This window comes from Gottfriedia solisilvae (assembly GCF_002128405.1).
Taxonomy (GTDB): Bacteria; Bacillota; Bacilli; order Bacillales; family Bacillaceae_G; genus Gottfriedia; species Gottfriedia solisilvae.
In genome coordinates this window covers 26,249-52,415 of sequence record NZ_NETJ01000005.1, presented here as the reverse complement: position 1 = coordinate 52,415, position 26,167 = coordinate 26,249, and the positions used below count along the sequence as shown (strand labels likewise).

The following is a 26,167-nucleotide window of genomic DNA, read 5'->3' as shown; positions in this document are numbered from 1 at the left end:
ATTCTACCGATTTTATGATCAATAATCATCAATTAAAAAATCTTGGTAAATATTCTTTGTGGGCCTCAAGCATTTCATCTACAATAGCTACAGCCAATTTATCGTTAGCAACAAGTGGATTAATCGTCAATGCAAGAATCGCTTTTTCACGACTTCCTTCTACTGCAGCCTCAATTGCTGTCTGTTCAAACGATTTTATTGTTTGAATCAATCCTCGAACTGGTACTGGTAGCTCTCCAATTGTTAACGGAACTGGACCATCCTTTGTAATGACGCAACTGACTTCAACAGCACCGTCATATGGTAAGCCTGATATTGCCCCTTTGTTTACAGTGTTCAAAGGTTGAATATCTCGAGTATCATTGTAAATTGATGAAATCAAACGACATGCAGCGTCTGAATAGTAAGCACCACCACGTTTTTCTAACTCAGGTGGTTTTATATCTAGCGTTTCATCTCTATATTTTTCAAATAGAGATTCTTCAATCTTTTGCACTACTTCTGCACGTGTTTCATTTGATTCAAAGTCTTTCAATGCTCTTTCCAGCATCTCAGATGTTTTGTAGTAGTAGTGATGGTATGAGCACGGAATAACATTGATTCCTTTTAGGAATTCAGGTGCCCATTCTTCTGCATCAATATTTTTTACAAAACTTGCATTAGCTGGATCCATGATCATTTCAAGTACTTTTTCTTTTACACTGACTCCATCTAGATAAACTTCTAAACCGAAAACCATATGATTTAGCCCTGCAAAATCAATACGAACTCGAGAGTAATCTACATTTAAAAGCTTTGCAATGCCCATTTCCATTCCAATCGGTATATTACAAAGTCCAATAAATCTCTTAATATTTGAATATCTTAACGCAGCCTCAGTCACCATACCTGCAGGATTTGTAAAGTTTATTATCCACGCATCTGGACAAAGTTCTTCAACTTCTTTACAAATATCCAAAATAACTGGAATCGTACGAAGTGCTTTAAACAAACCGCCTGCACCATTTGTTTCTTGACCGATTACACCATGTTTTAATGGAATTCTTTCATCAAGTGCACGGGCAGCCAATTGTCCAACACGTAGCTGTATCGTAACGAAATCAGCATCTTTCAAAGCCTCACGACGATCATAAGAAAGGTGAATCTCAATTGGAACTCCAGCTTTTTTGACCATACGCTTTGCTAGCGCTCCAACTGTTTCTAGTTTTTCACGACCTGCTTCGACGTCAACAAGCCAAAGTTCTGTTACTGGTATTTTGTCATATCGTTTTATGATACCTTCAACCAGTTCTGGTGTATAACTTGAGCCTCCACCTATTGTCACAATTTTAAATTTCTTTGACATTATTTTTGGCCCCTCTCATACAAGTCAACAAACTCTTTTGCTAAGTCTTTTACGGTCATAGCATTCATCAAGTGATCTTGCGCGTGAATCATTAAAAGTGAAATCTCTGTTGGATTTCCGCCAATCTCTGATTGAATGAGGGTTGTTTGAATATGATGTGCCTCATTTAAAGAATCGTTTGCTTCTTTTAGTTTCTTACGAGCTAAATCCATATCCTGTCTTTTTGCTGCTTGAATCGCTTCCATTGCCGCACTTCGACCATTCCCACCATGTAAAATCAATGTGAAAATTTCTGTTTCATTCTTTACCATAAACGGACCTCCTTTCTCTTTCATGATCAATTCTGTCAGGAAATATCCTTATGGCCTCAAATTTTTCATGTAAAAAACCTTTTAAGTATTTAATGTTATTTACTTTTTATCAACATAGATAAGAAGAGAAACTTCTCAATATTTTATACTATTTATTATTTAATTTTATGGCTTGATCGAGAATCGCTTCACCATCACACATTCCGTAACTAAACATATCAATAACGTCAACTGGTATATTGTTCTCACCACAGACACTTTCCATTTCGTCCAAAAGAAAACGTACTTGTGGTCCTAACAATAACACATCCGCCTCGATGAACTCTGAACGAACAACCGATTCAGAAACCGCCCAAATGCGTGCTGAAATCCCTCTTGACTCAGCAATTTTTTCCATTTTTGAAACAATTAAACTTGTTGACATGCCAGCAGAACAACAAAGTAATATATTCATGATGATTTCCTCTTTCTTTAGTAAACTTTTTAAACGACATTTTTATCGGCAACCACTAATCGAGCAATTCGATCGTAGGCAGCTAACGACTTTGGATTAGCAAATATACTAATAACGGATAGTAAGAATGGGACGCCTTGAAAAAGAAACATCGACAAAAATTTAAAGAAACTTCTAACAATTACTAATAGACCATAAGCAAGTTTACCTTTTTTGTGATTGATGTGCGTTAGTTTCAATCGAAAGATTCTTTTCCCGATTGTAGATCCTCTAAATAATAGGGTAGTTACGACATCGTAACAAAACCAGATAATAAGCGATTGTAGAAATGCTTCATTAAAGAGAGACATTACTTTTACAGTCGCATCAGAAGTTCCTGTTTCACCCATGGTTCTATTTATTTCAATCATCTTAGTTAAGACACCAGGAAAGTTTGCAAATCCTGTTAGTCGATAAACGATCGAAAGGAGGATTGAAATGATCACTGCATCGATGAGAAAAGCAACTATTCTTTTTAATCGAAACTGTGTAATTATTTTCTTTTTGTTATTCATCGTATGTTTTAGCATTTCATAATCAAGTGTTCCAATTCGTACGATCAGATTTAGCAATGAATAGGATAGTTGTCAGCCTTGAATAGTTTGACTACTTGAAGAAGACACTCCTTGATTATTACTTGCATTCTCCATTTCTAAGTTTTTCTTATCCCACATCTTAATGAATGGGAACCAAATTGCAAAGGCAACTGCAAAAGCAACTAGTTGCATTACAACACCCATGATCTTACCACCAGTCATAAGATAACCACTGATAAAATATGGAGTTGTCCAAGGAATAATTGTACCAGTCGTATGTGGGAAAATGCCCATTGCCGTACCAAAATAAGTAACTGTTAATACTGCTATTGGTGCAAGCATGAACGGAATCATTAAGAATGGGTTTAAAACAATCGGAACACCAAACATAATTGGTTCATTAACGTTAAAAATAGAAGGTCCGATTGCCAAGCGTCCAACTTTCTTAAGAAGTTTCGACTTTGCTAAAAACATCATATAGATTGCGACTGGTAACGTAGCACCAGATCCACCCATCCAGATCCCATTTTCATAGAATGTGTACGTAATAATATGAGGTAGTGCTTTCCCCTCTTTTACTGCTGCTAAGTTCGCATCCGCATTTGTAATCCAAATTGGCTCCATTACGGACGTGATGATTGATGAACCATGAATACCAAAACTCCATAATGTGTGTTCTAATAAACTAGCAATCAGTGTACCGATATAAGTTGAACCTAAAATCGTAAATGGTTTTGTAACAACCTCTTGGATAAAAGTTGCAAACGTTTCCCAACCAGTGTATGAAAACGCATATCGAAGAAGTAAGAAGAGTGTAATAATCACAAATCCAGGAATAAGAGCTGTAAACGAACGCGAAACCGTTGGTGGCACAGTATCTGGTAATGTGATGATTAACTTCTTTTGTAAGAAAAAACGATAAATTTCAGCAGTTATAATTGCAACAATTAAACCAAGGAATAAGTACTGAGCACTAAATAGATCAGGTGACCAAGCAGAAACACTTTCTTCATCAACCGTAAATGTGCTCATGATATTAACAATTAAATACCCCGCTAATGCTAAAACACCAGCTGGAACACCATCAATATTCTTTTTATCGACTTTGTAACTACTAGCAAGTGAGTATGCTACCCCAAATACAGCAATTAAAGCGATGATCCCCATTGTACCGTTATAAACGATGTCTCCAAAAGCATTCCAATTCTCTCCAAATACTTTGGCCATAAAGTTTTGATACCATTCAGCTTCTAACCAAGCTACGATAATGAAGAATGAACCAATGATCATTAAAGGCATTGCAAACATAATACCGTCACGTAAAGCAAGTAAATGTCTTTGATTACCTATTTTCGAAGCGATTGGTAAAAATTTCTTTTCAAAAAACTTGTTCTTCATTAGGACTTCACTCCTTTATTTATAGATCTTGGTATATCAGTTCAAACTAACATACCAAGATCCTATTAGAATTTTTTTCAACAATCTTTTAAGCTATTACTCTACTAAAGTCTGCAATAAATTAAAGTTTGATTTTTACAACAGTTGTGTAGTTACTATAAACTTTAGCTTTCCCAACAACAGTGTAAGCACGAACCTTAAAGTAGTAAGTTTTACCTTTCACTAGTCCTGTAGCTGTAAATACTGCTTTTGAAGTTGTTTTTGTCACTTTACCAGAAAAATTACTTGCTGTTGCGCGACTAACCTCAAAACCTGAAACACCACTTACTCCAGTCCAAGTTAACTTAATTGAAGTCGAACTTGCTTTTGAAGCTTTTAAACTTGATGGTGTAGCAACCGCCCATTTAGCATAAAGTGTTTTACTTTCTACTACTCTATCAGTTGTAAAGTTCCAAGTTGTTTTCAAAGATTCATCTTGGTACCATCCAGCAAATACAAATCCTTTTCTCGTTGGATTAACCGGCTTTGCAATTTCAGTATTGTAAGTTGCACTTTGTGCATTAACTGCCGATCCACCATTTGAATTAAACGAAACTTTATGTGTCGCATTTTTAGAAACAGTACGCTCAAACGTCATAACGTGGCTGTCTGTTTCAAATCTAGGCTCTCCATCTATTGTCATTGCAGAGTATACAACCGTTGCAGTGATTTTAGCTGGATTATTTGTTTTATACGTAACCTGTCCTGTTTCGCTATCCACAGCTACATCGTCTGGTGAAGAAGATTCGTAACTAATTTGTATATTTTTGTTTCCATCCGTATTTAATCCTTTTTCAACCATTGCATTTTTTAACCATGTTGGATATGCAAATGAATTTTTGTCAAGCTGAGCAGGAGCAATTTGTTCTGCCGATTTCTTAGGGTCAACAACTTTGATTGTATATGTTATTTTAGCTGGAGTTCTAAAGAATCCGTCAATCACATACGCAGTAACTGTAGTTGTTCCTGGTTTTAAAGCAGTTGCATAAGCACCGTAGTACTCTCCATTCACACTTAAATCGGTTGGTCTTACGTTTCCTTCATCACCGTAAGTTGCGATATTTCTTAGGTCGATCACTTGAGATACATTTGCATCAGCATTGATTTGTGTAGGTAATCCATTGTTATATCCTGCTTGATCCCAAGAATTCGTAGACCAAGAAACATTTCTAACATATCCCTTTGTTTTAGCATCTAATTTTACAGAGTCACCCACGTTAATCGTAAATGTATGTGTATCTGCATTATATTTAGCATGAGGATTCATAGATGCAATATTCGTTGGAAAAGCTAAGCTTTCTGTACCTTTATTTACAGGTGCAGTAACTTTTGATCCTAAATTTTCTACGTATTCAGCATCTTCAGGGTTTTGCGTAATCCAATAAGGCATAGAAATTACAGTAGAAGATTCCATTGTTAAACTGTTACCAGAGTCAACTGTTCTTCTATCCATTGTTCCGAAAATGTTGGTGTTATACTTAGACATCATCACTTCATCACGTGGAATTAATTGGTCAACCATAAGATTTGGTGCTACATGTGTTACATCATTTCTGTTTGCCGATAATACATCAAAGTTCATGAAATTGTTAGGGATACGAGACATGTACCATTCTGAACCTGCAAGGTCAACTTGTGCATTTCCAATATTTATCCCTTTAGCTTTCAATGCACCTAGAGAAGCTGCGTAGAAAGTTGTCATGAATGGGTTTTTCTCTCTCTTTTCGTTTGTCCACCATTGGTTCATGCCTTCTAAGATTTCGTCACCGTTAAACTGATCAGCGTGGTGAGATAATGTATAGTATGCTAGTGCTTCTTCTTCCTCATCAGAATAATTCATGTATGATTCGTGAGTTACGCCACTTACACCGATATCATCACCGTTATGGGCAGCAATACCAAAGTATCTTGATAGATATTGTAAAGTCATATCAAGCATTGATTTTGAGTTATATGTTTTTGGATATCTTACTTCGAAATCATTATGTTCATTAGCTTTTTCTGTTTTAACACCATTCATTACTTTGTATTCGTTCGCAAAATCAAGTGGTTCAATTACATCAATACCTTGAGCTTTAAGGATTGTTTTTTCTTCAGGAGTATACCCACCAAAATCTTTAGCAACTACAAGTGCTTGTAACAGTAATTGTGCATTTAAAGGACCATCTTCATAGTCTGCGTCTCTACCCCATGCATCCTTATTACCATCAAGGTATTCAGGATTCATATTCGCCCATCTTGTTGGAGCATTTGGAACGTTTAATCCATTTCCACGAATAGTCCCTTCATTAAAACGAGATTCCGTTGGATTCTCACCATTAACAGTCAATTGGAAATAGTTGTTTAGAACTAATGCATTTGTGTGGTTAATCATATTATTTTTGATTAACGCTGCTAACTCTGGATCCTCTTCTTTGAAAGCTTTATATGCTAGATCAAGTGTAAAATAATGACCTACTAATTCATCTGTAGAAGTTGTAGCTTTGTAAACAACTTTATCTGAGTCTAATGCTTTTGTAGCAGCATCCATACCTTCGTTTTGGTTTGCAAAAATTTCTGTTAAACGTGGAGGTACTGCAACTGTGTCATAAGCTTTAAGAGCAGAATTCGTTCCGTTTTTGAAAGATCCTGGGACATTATAGTAAACTGTATTTCCATTTATATCTGTAGCTTGTCCTGCCTTCTTTTTGATCCATGCATTATCCCAAGTTTCAGCTTCTGGAAGTGTAGCGCCATTGTTACTTGTGTTAACTTTGTACGATCTAGCAAAGAAGCCAGCTGCAGCAGGTTTTTTTGTATGATCTAATGTATACTTACCATTTTCATCAACGTAAACAGGCTTTCCTTCGTTCTCTGCAAGCCACGCTTTTGCTTCATCGATTGTTTGTACGTTTCCACCATAAGAGTTAACAACATAGACATAGTCGTTTACATTGTTTTTAGATGTAACTTTTAATTGTGTTCCAGAAATATAACCAAGCGTTACAATTGATTCAACTGCACGAATAGCAGATGCTTTTGCATCCTGTGTTCTTGAATCAGATTCGCCAAAGTGCTCTTTCATGTAGTTATATCTCCAGATTTCACCAGAAGCATACATTGTCGTCCAAAGACCATCATTGTCTGTATCATAGTTTCCTCTAGCTGCATCTTTATCAGCAGTCATAAGCGCTTTAATCATATCCGCTTGCGAATTGAATCTCATATTACCAGATTGGAATCCGTATCTGTCTGTATAGTTTCTAGAAATTTCTGTTTGAAGTAATGCTTTACCCATTAGGGACATTTGTTTTCTTACAATATGTGTTGCATTTCCTTTTTCACCTAGAACCCAAAGTCCATTATTACCATCAGGCATAATATTAGTAATCACTTCTTTTGCGTTAAATGAAGCAGCCGCACCACTATTATTTGTACCAGAGCCTGAAGATTCACCAGTTTGAGGTATATATCTTCCACCTTGTAAATATTGTATTTGATCAGCCGGAGATAAGTTAGGATCGTAGAGTGTAATAGCATCTGATACGATTCCAGTAATTACGCCATGAGGCCTCTCATCACCCAAAAGAATTTTATCATTCGACTTGATTAAAGTATCTTTTGAAATCAACCATTTTACGCCATTTTCTCCATCCACATAGCCAACATAGTTTTTAGAAGGAAATTTCTTCCCTGATGGAGGAGTCGGAATATTGTTTACTTGCCAATTTGTTGTCGCAAGAGCTGCTGGAATATTCGGGTCTCCTGCATTGTAATAGTAAACAACCTTTTCAAGATTTGTAGCTTGTTGCGTTTCAACGACTGTAACCGTGATATTTACCGTTGCAGGATTACCATTCGTATCTACTCCAGTACCTGTGATTTTTGCTGAACCACCAGACACTCCTAAAATCTTACCGCTGTAATCACCCTTTTTGTTACCAACTAGATCAACATAAGCAACATATGGATCAGAAGTTTTCCATTTTACTGGCTTCGTTGTATCTAATCCAGTTGGCATTGCACGAGTGATTTGTGTCGTATTCATATATATACTTGTACCAGTTGATACAGGAGCTACTGTAAACGATTGAGTTGAAACCGATGGAGCCGCTTTTGCAACGATACCACTATAATTACTAGCAAACATTGAAGCTGCAAGTACTGAAGCTGGAAGTGCTCTACCAAAACGCCATTTATTTCTTTTCATTTATCTTCCTCCTAAGTAATAGTTTTCAAATCTGTTTTTAACTCAAGATCATTGTGCGACAAGTAGACAAAATCAAATCTGCGAACTTCCTAACAATTTTATTTTCCTTCAACCTCCCCCCATACTTAGTGAGATGCCTTTACAGAAAAATGCTGAGTTTCCAAGATATATGTTCATCATCCCTTACTTCTAATTCGTAATCGCTTACAATTTAATAAGAAAGGGACAAATGATATCGCATAATTTATTATGTTCTACGTAACTATCATTCAACTAAACCCAAATATTCGTACTTTAGTTTTTAATTCCTATACGTCTATCAATTATGACCCGTATTGAAACAAGATTTTCGAAATTTCATACTGAAAATCGTTGAAATTAGTCGATTTTAAAACCTTTTGTTTCGCTTCTGGGTGATCCATTAAATGTAGGAATAATCGACTTAGCTCCTTGTGTAAAAACAATTCGCCAGCACGTAAATTAATTAAAAATAAGATTTGTACTACTTTCCCATCGATCGTCGGCGGATTCTTAAAAATAACAACACTTATTGAATCTTGAATCGCAACCATCTTTAATGCATGTGGTGCTGCAATCCCGTTTTGAAGAATCGTCGATATTTTCTCTTCACGCTCGACTACTAAAGCAGGATAGTCAGGTGTTGCAAACCCTAGTTCAACAACACTATTTGCTTTTTCTTTAATGAAAGCTTTATAGTCAAGAGACTCTTTGCTTTCTTCTATATAGAACAATTCTCGATGAAACAGAGATAATAGTGTTGGTTCATTTTCCTTCACTCTATTCGCTGGGTACTTTGTCAGTGTCCGACGAATTCTCTGAACATCTGTTTCTGTTAAGATTGGTGCAACTTGTATATACGGAATTGAAAGATTGTCAAACTGAATAGAAATCGATGAAACTAGTAAATCGTATGAATCTAGATCAACAAATTGTAGATCGCTATACACAACGACATCAATTATTGCTCCCTGAAAAAGGGTTTCAAGTTTCATTTTCAATAAATCAGCCGACCCTGCTCCTAATCCATAGGATAATAGAATTTTTTTATAAGAACTTAATTGCTTCTGCTTCTCTCTTTCCATATGAGCTGCTAAGTGCATTGTAAGGTAGCCCATCTCATCACTAGAAAGTTCGAATCCCCAAATTTCCTTGATCATTTCAGAAAAATTTAAAGCAATCATGAATACATCGGAATATCTACTGTATACATCATCTATCAATGGATTTGTCAGCTTTAAATTGAAATATAACCTTCTTAACAAAGGGTACATATGCATGATCAGCGTATCCATAAGCTGCTGATCACCTGAAAACTGTGTCAAGAATGTTTGATCTAATTTTTCTAAACACTTCTTAAGTTTTTGATTCAAATCAATCTTTTCTGCTTCCTCAATTTCATCCACACTGGATTTACCACTTATATGTGCGGCTAGATAGATAATCTCACTCTCAGGTAAAACCACATGATATAATTCAGAAAGAATTTCACAAATTCTCTTGGATATATTCATAAATGATGGCTTGATGAGAGAAACATCTAACTTCTTTTCTTGATTAGGCAAAATAAAATTATGTTGTGTTACTCGAAACGCGAGCACTTGAATATGCAATAAAATGTTCTCAAATGCAAAATAACTTAATTTCAATTGATTATTTTGTACTTCTTCTTTCAATACAGTTCTAATTTCTACAAAAGGAAATACTTTTTCAAAATTTTGATAATTTGACTTTTTCAACAACCCTGCTTCTTTTTGACTTAAGAAATATGAAAACGCCCTTCTAAAATTTGTTTCCTCACCTAGTAAACGGACACCGTAACGTGATTTTGTTTCTACTTTTAAATCAAAAATTCGAACTTGCTTTTCAACTTCAATCATATCGCTAAAAACTGTCGATCTGCTGATCATTAAGCTATCAGCAAACATGTCAATAGTTTGAAACTCCGTCGTTTGAAGCAGAAGCATAATGATATTATTCACACGAACACGAGGTAAATCTGGGGCTAAAGCTCCTTCAATTTCTTTCATATACATTTGAAGCTGGTCTTGGTTTACCACATGAAGTAAATAGCCTTCACCACGTTTTTTCTGAATCTCAAATCCAGACTTTTCACCAATTACATTTAATTCTTTCAATTCATTTCGTAAAGTCCGATTTGAAATGGCGAATTCTAATTCCAGTTCATGTGATGTTAGTGATTTTCCTTTTTGATACAAATATTGTAAGATTAGATCTCTTCGCATACATTACCTCACCACTCTAGATGCCGCTCTAGTATCTTAAGTTTACTTTCCACTAAATTTATTTAACAGTTTGATTTTTTCCAATAAAGTTCGCAATTTCAAACAAACACGACTAGAACATAAATTTGAACCTACGTATAAACTCCCAATGTCATAATACAACTTAAGCCCTATCAGAAATACAGGAACATTTTACTAATTCCAATTTCTGAAAACCTACGCTCTAACCACTTTTTTAAAAAATTTGAATTATCAGGTACTTTTCGACCTTTTGTTTAAGCATTACTTCACAGCAAGTTCACGATTCCGAAAGAGAGGTTCATCTTTTTAAATCTACCTACACAAAAAAAGCGTCCCATAAGATAGGGACGCTCTATTTATTTGGTACATATTCAATCTTCTAATTACGAATCAGTTATACACCATAATACTTTGCAAACAGTTCTTTATTCCATTCATCTCCGCCATCAACATTAGAACTCTTAAACACTGGTGGCTTCAAGCCAGCTTGATGGTATTTTTTTGCTAATAAAATTGAAATCGTTTGAGCAACAAAAGCTCCCACGATGGTAGAAGTTGCTCCCATGCCTGTGTTTGCTTCTTCTACATAAAAAGCAGCATCCCCAGGTCCAGTACAACTATCAATGACTACATCACTAAAGTCGTAAAGATATTTCCCACTACTGTGTCTGGATTTTGAACCTACAGGATGATTTGGATTTGTAAAAGCAATTACCTTTGCACCACATTCCTGTGCCATTTTTGCAAGTTCAACAGTCATTCCATTTCTACCTGAATTAGATGCAATCACAAGTATATCCTTTGAGTTAATTTTGTATAAATCAAAGATTACTTTCGCATATACTTCTACGCGTTCAATTACAGTACTTTTTAATGGATGATCGTGTAAAAAAAACTCATTCGGCAAAATTGGAGACACTTGGGCAAATCCACCCGCTCTTACATAAAATTCTTCTGCAAACATATGTGAATGACCTGAGCCAGTAACTAGGAAGCGACCTCCATTTTGAATGGCATCAAAAATACATGTTGCAGCTTCTTCCATTTTTTGAATCTGTGTCGTATACAGTTTTTCAAGATTTGCCGTCACATATTGATAGTAGTTCTCCATTGTACCATACCTTCTTTAATTGATTTTAGTACCTCATAAATATATAAGGGGGACAAATTACCACCCATACTTCTTTTCGCTCCATTTTTTAATAATCAAATCCTGTTTCACGAAAACTAGACTATTTTTTTCGATATCTTTATCAATTATTGCACCAGCACCAAGAACACTATATGCACCAATCTTACAACCAGGCATAATGATCGTATTCACACCTGTTCTGCAATAGTCCCCAAGATAAGCAGCATTTGAAAAATGTAAAGGTACTTCTTTCCGTCCATTCACAACGTGCTCAGTTTCTCCATCATCAAATCGCAATGTTCCACAAACCGTTGCTGCTCCGATATCCGTATGACTGCCAATTGCACCATAAAACTCGCCATAATGGTAAAGATACACCTTATCCATCACCAATCCACCAAGGAATTCAGCACAATGATCAAAAATACAATGTGAACCGATTGAAACACCACTATATATGATGCAATAATTACGAATGATTGTCTGGTCACCAATCACAGCATTACCATTAAAAATGGCTCCGTTATCAATGACTGTATTGTCTCCCACAATCAGATTACCGTGAATGACAACTCGGTCTCCGATCCTGGAGTTCTTGCCTAGTTTTACATGGCCATGAATGGTTGCATCTTTTGAAATCGTTGCACCCTCTGCTAGTTGGTTCTCTTGTAAAGCATTGCAAAAATGATTCACCATAAATTCGTTCGCTTCTAACATATGCCAAGGTTTATCAATGTCAAAAAAATAACCACTACATTCAACCGCTTGTAATTTATCTTTCTCAAGCGATTTCAGTAGAGCAGCCTCAAGAAATCTCTCTTTTGGAGCACCTACACCTACTTTTACATCTGGAAAATAATCTGGTGTTCTTTTCACTTCATCTAGAAGTAACTCGTCAAAAAGAAAACCTGCGAATTGATGGGTAATACTGTCCCCACGATAGTGCGCACCGATGGACTTAACGTACCCATTTTCCATACTCGCACCAACCCAATTTCTTGCTGATTCTTTTAACTTTTTCAACAAAACGGCTCGATTTTTCGTTTTCAATAACTTTTCGAGATCTTTTTGTTCAATGATGGTATCTCCATAAAGAACAATAAATTCATTTGTATCAGATAGTAGCTCTGCCCCTATAACCAGACTTTCTGCGCTTCCTAAATTTGTTTGATCAGTCACAAATTGAATATTTTCTATATCATATAAAAAATTTTCTAATTCTCTTCGATTTTCTTCACTTACTACAACAACGATTTCTTCTATTCCCATTGCCATAATGGATTCAATATTATAGCGGATTAATGACTTTCCCGCGATTTTTAATGTAGTTTTGGAGCGAACTTCGCTAAAAGGAAACATTTTACTCCCTTTACCTGCAGCAAGAATAATTGCTCTTTTTACCATTCCATCACCTCGAATATAAAATTTTTACTTATATTCTACCAATCGAAATTTATTTTTACCTGCCAAAAGATAAGGTAATAAATCTTTTGCAAAGGGATGAACAAATCCAATGACATTATGCTCAACCGATGGTCCTAATTCTTTCAATGAGATTTGTACTTCACCCTCATATTGTGCACTTCGATTATTCAAAACAGAAATTGTATACTGATTTCTTGCTGCACAATAACAAGGAGGCACATTTATTCCTCTTGTATCCGTCGCTCGAATTAGATTTGCGGGTTGATCAACTCTTGAAATAAGGACCTGCTCTTGAATTTTCAGTTTTGTTTGTTGAGGAACATACTGATTAAAAATAACAGGAATCTCTAAATAATCCTGTTTGTAACATCTTGCCATTTCAGAAAGCTCCGAAAGATCCGCAAACGAGTCTCCAATTAGCACATCATTAAATCCATTTGCAAATAACTCTAACATGGCAATATGACTAGGCAAAAAGCGATGTTTTTCAATCGTACAAACCCCATGACCTAAGTGGTGTAGATCTTTAGGTGAAAGTTGGGATGCAATAAACCCTCCGACCGGTACACCATATGAACCAAACAAATTGTTAATTGGGCGAATGTCCTCTAAAGACAATGCTGTATCTGGTAGCGGGAAAAAATTGTGACAAGCTGTTAGTTGTCCAATGTTTCCTTCTTTTTCAATAGTTTCTAAAAACTCCCGACACTCACGTAAAGCGCTTCCATTTATATTATTAGAAGAAGACATCGAAGCATTTACTTCTATTTGAATCCCCTGCAGATTTTTTGAAAGAATGGCAACTTCTCCACTCGTAAACCCTCCATCAATACGGAGTCTTGTGATGCCCATCTTTTGTAAAGCTGTCAGATCATTCAATGTACAACCAAGCTCTTTAAACACTTCATCATTTATATCAGCAGACACAGACATACCGAGTTCTTTACAGTAATTAAGAATTTCATTCCAAGTGTTTGCACTTACATTCTGAGCACCTTCAAAACCATGATTATTTAAAATCAGTGAAACAAATACTTTTTTAAAACCAAATGAATTTGCCTTTTCCAAGTAATTTTTGATTTGATCCAAAGGGTAAAAATTGGGATATACACTAATTCCTATTTCACGCATTCTAAGTCCCCATTCCTTACTATTCTTAATTGATATTTACTTGTATTTGTGCACCAATAATAATGGCACCAAATACTGGATCATGAAGTGGTGTAGCAATCTCTACTTGCGGTAAAACTACACTTAATTTATCTTTTAACACACCGAAATACTTGGATGATTTAGTCAACAAACTACCTGCAACAGAGAGGCGGAATGTTTCTGTCCCCATTTGTCGACTGATTCCTACAACTAAACGAACTAGTTTCTCTAGTTCTCCTTCAACAATCGTATTAGCAGCCTGATCCCCTTGTATCCATGCTTCTAGTATAATTGGCGTACATGAAGCAATCTTATCAACCGGAAGTGTATCTTCCACGTATAATAAATCCATAAAATCTTCTGGAGAACTCAACTGAAAATGAGCAAGTAACTGATCGGTAAATGATGTAGGTGATATCACTTTGTCATACTCTTGCATTACAGCTGCAATCGCAAGTCGACCAATTTGAAAACCGCTTCCTTCATCACTAATTAATCCGCCCCATCCACCTGAGCGCACAATTTTCCCATTAGAATTAACTCCCACAACAATAGAACCTGTTCCAGCAATCATCAAAGCATCCTTTCGATCTCCGTTACCACCAACAAGTGCAATTTCTGCATCATTCACCACTTCTAATCGGCAAGTGAATCCACTTTCTCTTAAAGCAGTCAAATAGATTTCAACATCTTTTGGTCGGTCGACACCAGCAGAACCAAGTACTAGAATGGCATCTTGCAGTCGTTCCCCAAAACAATTTTCCAATTCTTCATAAACTTCACGAAATACTGGTCTCAGACCTTCTACGTTGATGTTATTATAATTCGACATCCCAAAATTTTGATCAAAAAGAGTTTCTCCATCTAATCGTTCTTTGACCATAACTCTCGTCTTCGTTCCTCCGCCGTCCATTCCAATAATCAATTTATTAATCATAATGAGTCGCTTCACCCTTTCCCTAATCAATTATTTTTTCTCAATGGTTGGAATAATTGTATAGTAAACTTTACTCTTTTTCTAGGTGAATATTTTCTACATAATAAGGAAAAAAACCACTTATTAAAAAGTGGTTTTTTCAAAATAGTTACTTATCAAACGCTAAATTTATTACGGCCAAGACATCATACCCAACTTTCTAGTAAGGATACGCATTGATTCACATAAGCGCGATTTACTTTCGCTTCAGTTAACATCTCAGCAATTTTGTGTCGAATAACTTGTTGTTTACTTTAATTATATTGTTCACTTTTGGGTTTTGAAACGTGTTGTCTTATCCCAACCAATTGTTTTATTGTTAATTCTCGCTTTAATATATAATAATAAGCTTCTTACAAATAAATAAGTAAATAACTGCGCATAGGTAAAATACATGATCAAAGCGCTAAGTATATTAATTGGTTTATTTGTTTCTTCCGATATTTGAGCACTAAATAATTGGCATGTATAAACTGTATAGGCAACATACCACATAAATAATAATGGTAGGGAGTATTCAATTTTCATGAATCCGAATAGTCCTAAAATAAACCATCCGTATGACAATACTAAGAACACCCAAAAAACTACATAAACCAATAATTGATGTAATGAATGTACGATTAATTTCCCCGTCCAATAACTAGGCGTAGAAAAGACCTTTTCAAGTATATATAGATTCCCTTGTAACCAGCGTGTACGTTGTTTAATGTAAACTCCTAATGTTTCAGGTTCTTGTTCCCAAGTTACAGATTGGGGTACTATTGGCAATAAATAACCACTCTGTGTTATTCGTAAGGTTAGCTCTGCATCCTCTGCAATTGCGTATACATCGTATCCACCAAGTTGTTCAATGACTGATCTTTTTACTAACATATTAGTACCTGTAAGAGAACCAGTTTTAAAAAGTAGCCATCTGCCAGATTGCATTAATAATTGAAATACTTGAAATTCAATAGAAATCATTCTAGTAAGCCAATTTTTTTGTTCATTCATTGTTTTTACATATCCAACTGCTCCAGCAGCATCTTTAGTATATAACGCAGCCTCAACCAATAATGTTAAAGCACCAGGTTCGGGCTGATTGTCTGCATCGTAAATACAAAAATACTCCCCATCTGAAATACTTAATCCATAATTTAATACACGAGATTTCCCCTTAGGTTCCCCTGGGGGCACCTTAATATGTTTAATGTGATAGTAGGCTTTGTCGAACTCTTCTGCAATTTCACCAGTCTCATCACTTGAATTATCGTTTAATAGATAGACAGTTAATTTTCCCTGATAATTTATCTTTGCCATTGCAGATAAAGTATCTTTTATGACAACACCCTCATTATGAGCAGGAATTAAAATATCAACACTAGGATATTGAGTTATATCCTGATTACTTTTAATTTGAAATTTCTTTGAATTAGACCTATAAATTAAACCAGCTATTGTCAATACAGAGTAATATATTAATAAAATAATAAACAAAAAAGAAGAAATTAAAAGCATTGTCTTAACTCCGACAAGATGAACAACGATAAAAGTAGAAAAGCAAAGTGCTAAAAAACCAATAATTAAAATCAAAGTACTCATAGGGATAGCACCTCGCTTTCTATATTTTGACTGACTCAATCAGTAACTGGTCATAAATTTTTTCATCGATCTTTTCAGTAAAATTCGAAAAGAATCGATTTTTCACTATATTTAAGCCTTCTTCGTTCGTATTTTGAATTAAGATTTTAATATTATTAGATGAAAACTGTCCAACTAAATCAAACTGATTTCGAACTGATTTTATAGCAGAAATAGAAATATCAAGTAAAATACTTTCAGAAATATTACTATTAACTTTTGAAAGATCAATGGAGATTAAATATCCAGTTTCATTTCTTCGTTGCATTGAATTTTTAATAATTTGTGCACGATTTTCAAATTCACTTTGAGTTAGTAATTTAGTATTTCCTATAAACTTTTCCAACTCACTCATTTTATTGGTAAGTTCTATATTTTCATTAACAATATCTTTCAAATGATAACTTGATATATAGAGTAGGAATAAAACAGTCATAGTAGTAAAGTGTAGTAAAATTTGTTTACCTTGTTCAGCCGGTGACCAATGTTCTATAAATGCTAAAAATAAAAAATAAAAGATTGTAGCTAAGGTAATGACTACAAAATAAATAAAAGAAATACGTTTTGTTGATAAGCTATATACGATAGCACTTAAAATGATTACTGAAGTAAAAATAATTGTTTGAGCAGTAGTAGTAAATTGTATAAATACTATAAATATAATTACTTGTAGTAACCAAAATAAAGAGGACTTTTGGTATTTTTTCATTTCAATCCCTCCTAACAAATTAACCTCATAATTCCAGAATTAGAAGTCACAAAATTCAACTATACAATAACTCTTCAAACAACTGGAAATTTTTAAAATATAAGACTTCAACAAAATAACAGTACTATCTAACTATTTTTTTAAAAAAATTCATTTTCATTATACCCCTTTGTACCTAAACAATTTATACACCTTATATATATCGTCATATAAAGCAAAATTTCTACTTATAAATGCCGAATTTGCATCAACTTAAACAAAAAAGAACAACACTTCTAAAAGTGTTGTCTATTATTCGGTCCATATTTTACCGTAGAAAAACGTCCTAATCAATTGATGTGGTTTTTTTCCTCATTTTTTTTGATACGATTTTATAAACTATTAAACATAGTAGTAATAAAAAGACACCAATCCATAATACTATTTTTTTCAATATATAATTTCGTTCATAATCACTTGAAATAAATGATTTTTTTACTATAACTTTCCCGTGGGATGAAGTCAAAGTAATTTTAGGAACGGATACATGGTTCTCAGAGTTTTTTAAGTCCAACCATTCGGCATTAGGAACAGACTCCATAATATTAACAAGTTTTTTTAGGTTGCTAATTCCCAAATATGGATGGTAGTAACCTGAAATATAGGCATCTGAGAATTCTTTGTTATATAGAACTGTACTTCTAATATTTTTTATAGAATTTTTATCACCGTCTACAACATATCCAACTGTCTCAGGCAATAGTTTCATGCCATAAAGAAAATGGGGTGTGGAATCATAAATTGGCGCATAGACTCCCTCCCACGTTTGATCGGTAAGTTGGACTTGGCCAATATAAGTTGAAAAATGTTTAGACAGTATTTTATACCCCATTTGTGACATAGAATAATGCGGAGCTTCAAAAGCAAGGGGATATAATTTATGTGTTACAAGCTCTTGAACACCACTTTGGATTGCTTCGGTAATATACTTTTTTTCATAGGCTTTTCCCTTGATTAAATAGCTTTGGTATTTCTGTTCAGTGCTAAAGTCTTCTCTCACCTTTGCTAATTGACTCTGCTCCTGCATAATCGGTCTATTTTGTTTTACGTCCCAAAATTCAAAACCCTCACCAGTTTCTTCATTACTGTATTGGTGCCTGTAGCCGTGCAAGATAATCGATGCTCCATTATTTTGCATATACTGTAAAGTTTTTACTAACTGCGGTGAATCGGAAAGATGTACCTCTTCACCTGTTTTAGGGTTTAAATATACAGGTATAAGTGAAATCATGTAAGGGATCTGCTTATTTTTTAAATATTTTGCGATTTTCATGAGAACCTCGTAATCAGCTTTTGGATTGACATCCTCTAACCGTAAATACTTATGAAGTTGCTTCTCAGACGGTTGGTTAAAAAAGGAAAACAAAATTTCTCCAAGAGCCCTACCTATCGGATCAAATAAAGATTCAGCTCCTAAGTAGTAGGACTGATTCTTTTTTACCAACAGTGGGATATTCCCCCCCTCTTTTTTCCTTCCTAGAAGTAAAAGTTCAGCAGAGGTGTCAGGATTTATATTCACTATGATTCGATCCTCTGAGCAAGGCATTTCTAAATGATTAGATAGTAATGTAACAGAATTAATGAGCGTTTCACCATTTGTTTTAATAAAATTAAAGCGTTTGGAAGATTGTTCGATACTTCCTCCAATTATAAATACAGGACCTTTAAAATCATCAACAAATGATCCTACTTCGGAAGATAATCTTTTAGCAGTCAGATTGATATAAAATATGTAATTGAATTTACTTTTGTTTATGGTATCTAGTTTATTGTCTTCAATAATTGTAATGTTATTTGAAAAGTGACCTAATAAACTATCTAAAATTCTAACTTGTACAGTATCTTTGGGTTCATCTTTAGAGTATATAATTAATATATGTTTATTCTTGGGAGCTTCTGCGTTTACTATATTTAAATCTGATATACATAGTACAAAAACTAATAAATATATTAATTTTTTCACTTCTTTTTCCCCATCCTATCGATTCTCTTTCTAGTAATTCATTACATTTTTTATCTACGTTTCTCTGATTATATTAATCGTTTTTTAGATAAAAAAGGGGGGCGATTCCGTCCCCCCTCATTTTATCAGTATATAGTTTCCAACTCTTGCTTGGCAAGTAATGGAAAAAGATTATCAAAAATATGAGTGTTATACCCATTTTTTGTTTTTATAACATATCCACCATAATACGGACTTTTTTTATCCGTTATTTCAAATTTTCTCATTCGCTGATAGACACTTTTTGCAAATTTTTGATCATTCATTTGTAATGCATAAAGAATCAGCATACCGTAAACAGCATTCGATTCATATTTAACTAACGGTCGCCGAGTAGCTCTGTCATATTGACCGAAGAGCATTTTATTTTTGATAAACTGTTCTTTCGCAAATGAGTAAAAAGAAGTTGAGTCTATACCAGCCAATTTTAGAAAATAAGCAATATAAAGCTGCTCAATCATATTTACACGAGGTTCGTTTTGATAAGTTTTGGTAATAACATTGTAATTTTCTGAAAAAAATACTCCGTCATTTGGCGTATTTTTTAATAATGAATTCATGAGATTATACGTCTCAGAATCAATAAGGTTGTATTTTAACATGTAATTTAGTGCAGTTGGGTCAACAAAAAATATACTTACTGTATCGTTGCTTTTTTTATACTGTTCATCATAGAAGTTTACTATATAACCATTATTTTTGTTATAAGTATTTATCGCATTGCATATGTTTTTGGCAGTTGTAATATACTTTTGAATATTCCATTTTTCTCCCGCTTTAAACAATGCATCTGCAATCCTCCAATCATCAACTAAAGCATTGGTTGTCACATTAGTGGAACCATCCTTTTCAAGTTTCCAATAAACAATTCCTGTTTCTTGCGAGATAAAATATTTATTTAGAGACTGATAGTAGGTTTCGAAAGCTTTACGGTCATTCTTTTGGACTAGATAAGTTAATTGTAAGCCAATCGATTCAGAAAGTGCTTCTCTTCCAGCAGCAAGAGTTGGATTGGTTGAAGCCTCATCCTTTAAATAAGTAGCTAAAATACCATTTTCATTCACCATATTTGAACTAATAAATTTCTCTGTAGCCAATGTTACGTTTGATGATACGTATGTTTGTTTAGAGCAAGAGGCTTGTATATAAAAACTTGAAATTAATAGTATTACAAAAACTTTTTTCAAAGAAATCCTCCTAAATCATTCTGAACCAGAATCTAAAAGTATCTACGGTATAATACAACAACCCCTTTGTTAAAGAAAAAGGGCACAAAGCAGTAATATGGAAATATTAGGATCAGTGACCTAACAATCAACTCCAGTCACTATACTAACCTAAAACATTTTGTGCCACATCGAAATTCTATTTCAAAATTAACAACGCACAACACTCTACATGACTAGTATGTGGAAACATATCTACCGGTTGAATCTGAACTGTTTCATATCCACCATCTTCTAATACGCGTAAATCGCGAGCTAGTGTCGACGGGTTACATGATACATAAACGACTTTACTTGGTTTCATATCAATAATTGTATTTAATAACGCTTCGTCGCAACCTTTTCTAGGAGGATCGACTACTAGGACTTCCGCTTTTATGCCTTGCTTATACCAATTCGGAATGACTTCTTCAGCTTTGCCAACTTCAAATTCAACATTTGTCATCTGATTAATTGTGGCGTTTCTTTTTGCATCTTCTATTGCTTCTGGAACGATTTCAACTCCGTAAACCTTTTTGGCTTTTTGAGCTAAAAATAATGAAATCGAACCAATACCGCAGTAAGCGTCAATCACAGTTTCATTTCCATTTAAGTTTGCATATTCAAGGGCTTTATCATAAAGCACTTTTGTTTGAGTTGGATTCACCTGATAAAAAGATCTAGCGGAAATTTCAAAAGTTATATCACCGATTTTATCTTTAATTGTTTCACTTCCGAATAAAACAAACGTTTGATTTCCTAAGATGACATTTGTTTTCTCGTTATTTACATTTTGAATAATACTAGTAATGTTAGGATATTTCTCAACAATTTTTGAAACAAGCTCATCCTTCTTAGGAAAATTAACTTTATTTGTTACTAATACTAACATTGATTCATTTGTAAAATGACCATAACGAGCCATAATATGGCGTAAAATTCCTTTATGAGTTTGTTCATTATAAGGCTCAATCTTTAATTCATCACATATGTCTTTTACATCTTGAATCATTTCGTCATTTTCTTTTCCTTGAATAAAACATTCATTCATCGGAATGATTTCGTGGCTCCTTTTTTGGTAAAACCCTACAACTAGTCCACCTTCAAGTTCTCCGACAGGTACTTGCGCTTTATTACGATAGCTCCAAGGATTCTCCATACCTAGTACCGGATGAATAACGACATCTTCAAGCTTTCCAATACGCTTCATTACTTCTGTTACTTGTTTATATTTTGCGTCGAGTTGTCCTTCATAACTAATGTGCTGTGTTTGACAACCGCCGCATTGGTTATAAATTGAACAAACAGGCTCGACTCTTACAGGACTTTGGTTTTGTAATTCAACTACTTTTCCAAAAGCATAGCCTTTACTTGTTTTGATCACTTTGATTGTTGCTTTTTCACCAGGAAGCGCATTTGGTACAAAAATTGGATATCCTTCTACCTTTGCTACTCCATGTCCTTCATGAGTTAAATCAATAAATTCAACTTCTAGAAATTGATTTTTTTCTACAGGTAACACTCTTTTCGACAAGTCCCTTACCTACCCTTCAAATACTTATTCAAATAACTATTATACAAAACAAATAACCACGAGACCACCGTGGTTATTTCAGACTGCCTGCCAAACGCTCGCTTTCTTCGTTGCTTCGCCTGCTTGCGGTGCTCATTACCGTCAAAGGTAACTCCACTCCTCATCCGACTCCTGAGCCTAGAAAGACAAACGTTTTCAGTCAGTCTGAATCTCTTAGTTTTAGTACTTTGTCTACAAATTGAAATAACCACGAAACTACCGTGGTTATTTGTACTAATATTTACTGTTTATTGCTTGTTATGGTACGTAAATCTCTAAATGATTATACAACATATCCACCGTACATGGTGTATCTCCGCCATATTCACCATCAATATTTAGAAGTAATTTATCATCTGAAGTAAATTTCAAGTGACTTGCTCTTGTATAAAGAACATGATCATTGTGTACATGCTCTCCACGTAGTAACTGTGCACAAACTCGAATGATTTCAGCTATATTCGATTTCTTTAATACAAGTAAGTCAAATTGACCATCATTAATACTTGCTTCTGGAGCAATTTTTTCAAAACCACCTACAGAGTTTGTGTTTGATAATAAAAATAAGAAGGCTTCTTCATCAAATACTTTTCCATCATACTCAATTCTCAAACGAGTAGGCTTTACTCTTGGTAGCATTTCGATACCTTTTAAATAATAAGCTAGTTGCCCAAGAACCGTCTTTAGCTTACTAGGTACTTCATAAGTTAGTTCTGTTATTTTACCTGCAGCTAGTATGTTAACAAAATATTTATCATTAACTCTTCCTATGTCTAACGGAACTGTATTACCTTTCGTTATTACATCTGCTGCTTCCATAATTGAAACATTTACACCGATTGCTCTAGCAAAATCATTTGTTGTCCCAACTGGGATTAGTCCTAGCTTTGGTCGATACTCTTGTTCTGCCAAACCACTAATGACTTCATTTAGTGTTCCATCCCCACCACAGGCTACTACTAGATCAAATTTCCGCTCACATGCTTCTCGTGCTGCAATTGTCGCATCCCCTGCGCCTGTTGTTGCGTGGCAAGAAGTTTCATATCCAGCCTGTTCGAATTTTTGTAACACTTCAGGAAGCTTTTTCTTAAAAATTTCACGACCAGAAGTAGGGTTGTAGATAATTCTTGCTCGCTTCATCATTAACCATCCTACTTTTTTATTTAAGTCCTCTACCCTCTATCGTAACCTAAAACGTTTTTGTAGTAAACTTTTTCCATTTCTCTAACTATTTTTACCTTTCTAAACTCTATTCAAACGCTAAAAGATTTTAGATTTTTTCAAAGTATTTTTTGTTTTTTCCTATAACCAAGAAGGAAATTATAACTGCTATGGCAGCATCGAATAAAGTTAATCGTTTTCATTGATATATTTTATATGATTTTGAACAACTTAATACTAACATGTGTAATTTTTAATATTGTAAAACGAAATAATATAAAAGGAACGGTATGGATTATTGGAAAATCGCTCATTAGAACAGGTTGAATATTTAGCAGCCAAAAAATTAGCTGTATATAGGAATAGTGTGATCAGATATCTGATGAGAGCTAGTATGGCAAGCATGTTTATTGGATTTGGTGTTATAGTAGCTTTTAAATCAGGTAACTTTTTTTATGTCGTTCATTCCCCATTCGCATATCCCATGGCAGCATTTACTTTTGGTGTTGCAATTCTTTTAATAGCGTATGGTGGTGGAGACCTTTTTACTGGAAATACTTTTTATTTTACGTATTCTGCAATTAGAAAAAAAATGAAGTGGTCTGAAGTGTTTTTATTATGGTTGCTGTCCTATTTAGGTAATATTATAGGAGCTGCTTGCTTTGCATTATTAATTTATCTTACCGGGCTATTTAATGATGCTAGCGTTAACAGTTATTTGCTAAGTGTTGTAGAAAAAAAGATGCACGTCCCAACTGGCCAACTATTTTTTAGAGGTATCTTGTGTAATTGGTTAGTTTGTTTAGCATTTTTTATTCCTATGACCTTAAAAGAAGACATTTCAAAAATACTGACAATGCTACTTCTTGTATTTTGTTTCTTCATTTCTGGTTATGAGCATAGTATCGCAAATATGTGTACGTTTGCGATTGCTCTAGTCATTGATCACCCAGAGACAATTTCATTTAATGGTGTAATCCATAACCTCATACCAGTAACAATAGGTAATATTATTGGTGGTAGTATTTTAATGGGAGCCTTTTACTTCTATATAAATAAACCTTTTTTAGATCAAAATGAGCTAAATTCAAAATAAAAACTACGAGTTTTCACTCGTAGTTTTTGTTTTTGAAAGACTTCAAATTATCGTTTTTGAATTTCTTCCATCAGAATTTTATTTAATAATGGTGGATTTGCTTGTCCTTTAGTCGCCTTCATCATTTGACCAACAAGGAAGCCAATCGCACGGTCTTTACCATTTTTAAAGTCTTCAATTGATTGAGGATTTGCATCCAATGTTTCGATTACGATTGTACGAAGTGCGCCTTCATCAGAAAGCTGAACTAAGCCTTGTGATTTTACGATTTCGTTAGGGTCGCCACCTTTTTCAATTAACTCAGTGAATACTTTTTTCGCTATTTTTGATGAAATTGTTCCATCAGTAATTAATTTCACTAGGCTAGATAGGTTTTCAGGTGTTAATGCAACATCACGTAATTCTTTTTGTGATTTATTTAGGTATGCTGATACTTCACCCATTAACCAGTTAGAAGCTAATTTTGCATCTGCCCCGTTCGTAACAGTTGCATCGAAGAAATCAGACATTTCTTTTGTTAAAGTTAAAACCATTGCATCATATGCTGGTAATCCTAATTGCTCAACATAACGTTTTTGACGAGCATCTGGAAGTTCAGGAATGCTATTTCTCACTCTTTCTTTCCACTCATCATCAATGTATAGTTCAACAAGATCTGGCTCAGGGAAATAACGATAATCGTCTGAACCTTCTTTTACACGCATTAAGATTGTCGTTTTTGTTGATTCATCATAACGACGTGTTTCTTGTTGGATAATACCTCCTGATAGAAGAACCTTTTCTTGACGGGTTTGCTCATGCTCAAGTCCTTTTTGTACGAAAGCAAATGAGTTTAAGTTCTTTAACTCAGCCTTTGTACCAAACTCTTCTTGACCGAACGGACGTAATGAAATATTTGCATCACAACGAAGTGATCCTTCTTCCATTTTCACGTCAGAAACACCTGTAAATTGAATGATTGCTTTCAATTTCTCTAAATAAGCATAAGCTTCTTCAGGAGTACGGATATCTGGTTCAGAAACGATTTCAATTAATGGCGTGCCTTGACGGTTAAAGTCTACTAAAGAGTAACCTTCATCAGTATGGTTTAATTTACCCGCATCTTCTTCTAAATGAACACGAGTAATTCCAATACGTTTCTTCTTGCCACCAACTTCAATTTCAATCCATCCATTTTCACCGATTGGTTTATCAAATTGAGAAATTTGGTAAGCTTTTGGATTATCCGGATAGAAATAGTTTTTACGATCAAATTTTGTTTCTGTCGCTATTTCACAATTTAAAGCCATTGCAGCTTTCATGCCATAGTTTACAGCTTCTTCATTTAACACAGGTAATACGCCAGGATAACCTAGGTCAATTACACCTGTATTTGTATTTGGATCTGCACCAAACGCATTAGGGCTTGGTGAGAAGATTTTTGATTTTGTTTTTAATTCTACGTGTACTTCTAAACCAATTATCGTTTCAAAATTCAT

At 34.5% G+C, this 26,167-nt stretch carries 20 protein-coding genes; 1 reads left to right on the top strand and 19 read right to left on the bottom strand.

All coding sequences use genetic code 11. The features are described from left to right. Positions 1-28 precede the first annotated feature (28 nt). The 18 genes from CAB05_RS16500 to CAB05_RS16420 all read right to left on the bottom strand — a co-directional run bounded on the left by CAB05_RS16500 (position 29) and on the right by CAB05_RS16420 (position 23,575). Positions 29-1,345 carry a 6-phospho-beta-glucosidase gene (locus tag CAB05_RS16500; RefSeq protein ID WP_088001841.1) on the bottom strand — a complete coding sequence of 439 codons (1,317 nt, stop codon included), beginning with the start codon at positions 1,343-1,345 and terminating at the stop codon, positions 29-31. Next, a complete protein-coding gene (locus tag CAB05_RS16495; protein ID WP_088001840.1) occupies positions 1,345-1,656 on the bottom strand; it encodes a PTS lactose/cellobiose transporter subunit IIA in 312 nt (103 codons plus the stop codon). Before CAB05_RS16495 ends, CAB05_RS16500 begins: the two co-directional genes overlap by 1 nt. A gap of 148 nt (positions 1,657-1,804) precedes the next feature. Further along, complete coding sequence (locus CAB05_RS16490) at positions 1,805-2,110, bottom strand: PTS sugar transporter subunit IIB (RefSeq protein ID WP_088001839.1); 306 nt, start codon at positions 2,108-2,110, stop codon at positions 1,805-1,807. Positions 2,111-2,139: 29 nt separating this feature from the next. Continuing rightward, positions 2,140-2,721: an RDD family protein gene (locus CAB05_RS16485; protein WP_142283118.1), complete on the bottom strand. Its 582-nt coding sequence runs from the start codon at positions 2,719-2,721 to the stop codon at positions 2,140-2,142. A 15-nt stretch (positions 2,722-2,736) separates the two neighbouring features. Continuing rightward, positions 2,737-4,083, bottom strand: a complete 1,347-nt coding sequence (celB, locus tag CAB05_RS16480; protein WP_088001837.1) for a PTS cellobiose transporter subunit IIC — start codon at positions 4,081-4,083, stop codon at positions 2,737-2,739. A 121-nt stretch (positions 4,084-4,204) separates the two neighbouring features. Beyond that, a complete protein-coding gene (locus tag CAB05_RS16475) occupies positions 4,205-8,311 on the bottom strand; it encodes an InlB B-repeat-containing protein (RefSeq protein WP_088001836.1) in 4,107 nt (1,368 codons plus the stop codon). 323 nt (positions 8,312-8,634) lie between these two features. Beyond that, positions 8,635-10,575, bottom strand: coding sequence for a BglG family transcription antiterminator (locus tag CAB05_RS16470; protein WP_088001834.1), 1,941 nt, complete (start codon positions 10,573-10,575; stop codon positions 8,635-8,637). Between the two features lie 415 nt (positions 10,576-10,990). Next, the gene (locus tag CAB05_RS16465; RefSeq protein ID WP_088001832.1) at positions 10,991-11,707 is read right to left on the bottom strand and encodes an SIS domain-containing protein; all 717 of its coding nucleotides are present in this window, start codon (positions 11,705-11,707) and stop codon (positions 10,991-10,993) included. Positions 11,708-11,764: 57 nt separating this feature from the next. Continuing rightward, positions 11,765-13,132: a nucleotidyltransferase family protein gene (locus tag CAB05_RS16460; protein WP_088001830.1), complete on the bottom strand. Its 1,368-nt coding sequence runs from the start codon at positions 13,130-13,132 to the stop codon at positions 11,765-11,767. Positions 13,133-13,156: 24 nt separating this feature from the next. Next, the gene (locus CAB05_RS16455) at positions 13,157-14,284 is read right to left on the bottom strand and encodes a MupG family TIM beta-alpha barrel fold protein (RefSeq protein WP_088001828.1); all 1,128 of its coding nucleotides are present in this window, start codon (positions 14,282-14,284) and stop codon (positions 13,157-13,159) included. A gap of 25 nt (positions 14,285-14,309) precedes the next feature. Then, positions 14,310-15,242: an N-acetylglucosamine kinase gene (locus CAB05_RS16450; protein WP_088001826.1), complete on the bottom strand. Its 933-nt coding sequence runs from the start codon at positions 15,240-15,242 to the stop codon at positions 14,310-14,312. A 185-nt stretch (positions 15,243-15,427) separates the two neighbouring features. After that, positions 15,428-15,520: an acyl-CoA dehydrogenase family protein gene (locus tag CAB05_RS22805; protein WP_142283123.1), complete on the bottom strand. Its 93-nt coding sequence runs from the start codon at positions 15,518-15,520 to the stop codon at positions 15,428-15,430. A gap of 28 nt (positions 15,521-15,548) precedes the next feature. Further along, the gene (locus CAB05_RS16445; protein ID WP_088001823.1) at positions 15,549-16,865 is read right to left on the bottom strand and encodes a glycosyltransferase family 2 protein; all 1,317 of its coding nucleotides are present in this window, start codon (positions 16,863-16,865) and stop codon (positions 15,549-15,551) included. 19 nt (positions 16,866-16,884) lie between these two features. Further along, entirely contained in the window at positions 16,885-17,613 is a 729-nt protein-coding gene (locus CAB05_RS16440; RefSeq protein WP_088001821.1) for a hypothetical protein, read from the bottom strand. Positions 17,614-17,938: 325 nt separating this feature from the next. Beyond that, the gene (locus CAB05_RS16435; RefSeq protein ID WP_088001819.1) at positions 17,939-19,615 is read right to left on the bottom strand and encodes a DUF2334 domain-containing protein; all 1,677 of its coding nucleotides are present in this window, start codon (positions 19,613-19,615) and stop codon (positions 17,939-17,941) included. A gap of 125 nt (positions 19,616-19,740) precedes the next feature. Further along, the gene (locus tag CAB05_RS16430) at positions 19,741-20,841 is read right to left on the bottom strand and encodes a glycosyl hydrolase family 8 (protein ID WP_088001817.1); all 1,101 of its coding nucleotides are present in this window, start codon (positions 20,839-20,841) and stop codon (positions 19,741-19,743) included. A gap of 178 nt (positions 20,842-21,019) precedes the next feature. Further along, a complete protein-coding gene (gene rlmD, locus CAB05_RS16425) occupies positions 21,020-22,393 on the bottom strand; it encodes a 23S rRNA (uracil(1939)-C(5))-methyltransferase RlmD (protein ID WP_088001815.1) in 1,374 nt (457 codons plus the stop codon). A gap of 297 nt (positions 22,394-22,690) precedes the next feature. Then, positions 22,691-23,575 carry a diacylglycerol kinase gene (locus tag CAB05_RS16420; RefSeq protein WP_088001813.1) on the bottom strand — a complete coding sequence of 295 codons (885 nt, stop codon included), beginning with the start codon at positions 23,573-23,575 and terminating at the stop codon, positions 22,691-22,693. 316 nt (positions 23,576-23,891) lie between these two features. Here CAB05_RS16420 and CAB05_RS16415 point away from each other — a divergent pair, with 316 nt between their 5' ends. Beyond that, complete coding sequence (locus CAB05_RS16415) at positions 23,892-24,689, top strand: formate/nitrite transporter family protein (protein WP_088001811.1); 798 nt, start codon at positions 23,892-23,894, stop codon at positions 24,687-24,689. Positions 24,690-24,736: 47 nt separating this feature from the next. Here the strand turns inward: CAB05_RS16415 and gatB are convergent, their stop codons facing one another. Further along, positions 24,737-26,167, bottom strand: coding sequence for an Asp-tRNA(Asn)/Glu-tRNA(Gln) amidotransferase subunit GatB (gatB, locus tag CAB05_RS16410; protein ID WP_088001809.1), 1,431 nt, complete (start codon positions 26,165-26,167; stop codon positions 24,737-24,739).

Bases quoted from the DNA above. Each gene is read 5' to 3' on its own strand.
- CAB05_RS16500 (WP_088001841.1), bottom strand. From the start codon at position 1,345: ATGTCAAAGAAATTTAAAATTGTGACAATAGGTGGAGGCTCAAGTTAT.
- CAB05_RS16495 (WP_088001840.1), bottom strand. From the start codon at position 1,656: ATGGTAAAGAATGAAACAGAAATTTTCACATTGATTTTACATGGTGGG.
- CAB05_RS16490 (WP_088001839.1), bottom strand. From the start codon at position 2,110: ATGAATATATTACTTTGTTGTTCTGCTGGCATGTCAACAAGTTTAATT.
- celB (WP_088001837.1), bottom strand. From the start codon at position 4,083: ATGAAGAACAAGTTTTTTGAAAAGAAATTTTTACCAATCGCTTCGAAA.
- CAB05_RS16475 (WP_088001836.1), bottom strand. From the start codon at position 8,311: ATGAAAAGAAATAAATGGCGTTTTGGTAGAGCACTTCCAGCTTCAGTA.
- CAB05_RS16470 (WP_088001834.1), bottom strand. From the start codon at position 10,575: ATGCGAAGAGATCTAATCTTACAATATTTGTATCAAAAAGGAAAATCA.
- CAB05_RS16465 (WP_088001832.1), bottom strand. From the start codon at position 11,707: ATGGAGAACTACTATCAATATGTGACGGCAAATCTTGAAAAACTGTAT.
- CAB05_RS16460 (WP_088001830.1), bottom strand. From the start codon at position 13,132: ATGGTAAAAAGAGCAATTATTCTTGCTGCAGGTAAAGGGAGTAAAATG.
- CAB05_RS16455 (WP_088001828.1), bottom strand. From the start codon at position 14,284: ATGCGTGAAATAGGAATTAGTGTATATCCCAATTTTTACCCTTTGGAT.
- CAB05_RS16450 (WP_088001826.1), bottom strand. From the start codon at position 15,242: ATGATTAATAAATTGATTATTGGAATGGACGGCGGAGGAACGAAGACG.
- CAB05_RS16445 (WP_088001823.1), bottom strand. From the start codon at position 16,865: ATGAGTACTTTGATTTTAATTATTGGTTTTTTAGCACTTTGCTTTTCT.
- CAB05_RS16440 (WP_088001821.1), bottom strand. From the start codon at position 17,613: ATGAAAAAATACCAAAAGTCCTCTTTATTTTGGTTACTACAAGTAATT.
- CAB05_RS16420 (WP_088001813.1), bottom strand. From the start codon at position 23,575: ATGATGAAGCGAGCAAGAATTATCTACAACCCTACTTCTGGTCGTGAA.
- gatB (WP_088001809.1), bottom strand. From the start codon at position 26,167: ATGAATTTTGAAACGATAATTGGTTTAGAAGTACACGTAGAATTAAAA.